General features: G+C 65.1%; 1 protein-coding gene. It reads right to left on the bottom strand.

Going from position 1 to position 1,016, the window contains the following annotated elements:
- A partial coding sequence (locus HX846_RS33930) for an acyclic terpene utilization AtuA family protein (RefSeq protein ID WP_178967121.1) occupies nucleotides 1-1,016 on the bottom strand: 1,016 nt, incomplete at both ends.

Raw genomic sequence — 1,016 nt, 5'->3', positions numbered from 1 at the left:
TACTCGGGCTCGCGGGCGATCACCCCGATGTTGCTGTGGTTGCCCTTGTCGCCGGAGCGGGCCACGGCCAGCTTGACCAGCGGCACGTTGGCGTCGGCGCGGCCTTGGGGTTTGGGCGGGTCGATCAATGCGATCGAGGTGTTCAGCGGTTTGGCGACGGGCAATTCGCAGGCATGCCGTTCGCCAAGGAAATCGACCTGCAATTGGCAGGCGCGTTTATCGATCAGGAATGAAAACAACCGAATCAGCGGGTACACCGTGGGTCGCCCGCCGACGATCCCGGTGAGCCCCGGCGCCATGCCGGTGGCCGCCTGGGCAATCTCCCGGGCGAACAGCACCAGCGCCTGTTTGCTGGGGTGACGCACCGCCAGTTTCACCACCACTTCGCGGCAGTCCTGGCGTTGGGCATGGGGGCCGTAGGTGGCTTCGCTGCCCAGCAGTTCGATGTTGATGTCGGTGTAGGGCGCCCAGCCGCGCTGGCTGAACAGCTCTGAGGTCTTGTTGATGATCGCCTGGCTGACCCGCTCGGCCTTGGCCACCGCGTCGATCCCGGCGATCAGGCAACTGGCGGTGCAGCGAAAACCATCCGGGTAGGTGGCGCTGACCTTGTATTGGTCGGTGGGCGGCAGGCCTTTGGCGCCGTGCAGGTGCACGCGGTTTTTGCCTTGTTGCCGGAGCTTGACCTGGCTGAAGTCGCAGATCACGTCGGGCAACAGGTAGGCGCGCGGGTCGCCGATTTCATACAGCAGTTGCTCGGCGACGCTCAGTTCGCTGATCAGTCCGCCGGTGCCCTCGACCTTGCTGACGGTGAACTGGCCGTCGGCACTGACCTCCACAATTGGGAAACCGATGTGTTCGTAGTCCGGCACCTCCCGCCAATCGGTGAAGTTGCCGCCGGTGCACTGCGCGCCGCATTCGATGATATGCCCGGCCAATGCCGCCTGGGCCAGGCGGTCGTAGTCCTGCCAGGACCAGTCGAACTCATGCACCAGCGCCGCGCTGACCACCGCGCTGTC

The sequence above is a fragment of the Pseudomonas sp. K5002 genome, assembly GCF_013386655.1.
GTDB lineage: Bacteria > Pseudomonadota > Gammaproteobacteria > Pseudomonadales > Pseudomonadaceae > Aquipseudomonas.
This window is presented reverse-complemented; position numbering and strand designations above follow the sequence as displayed.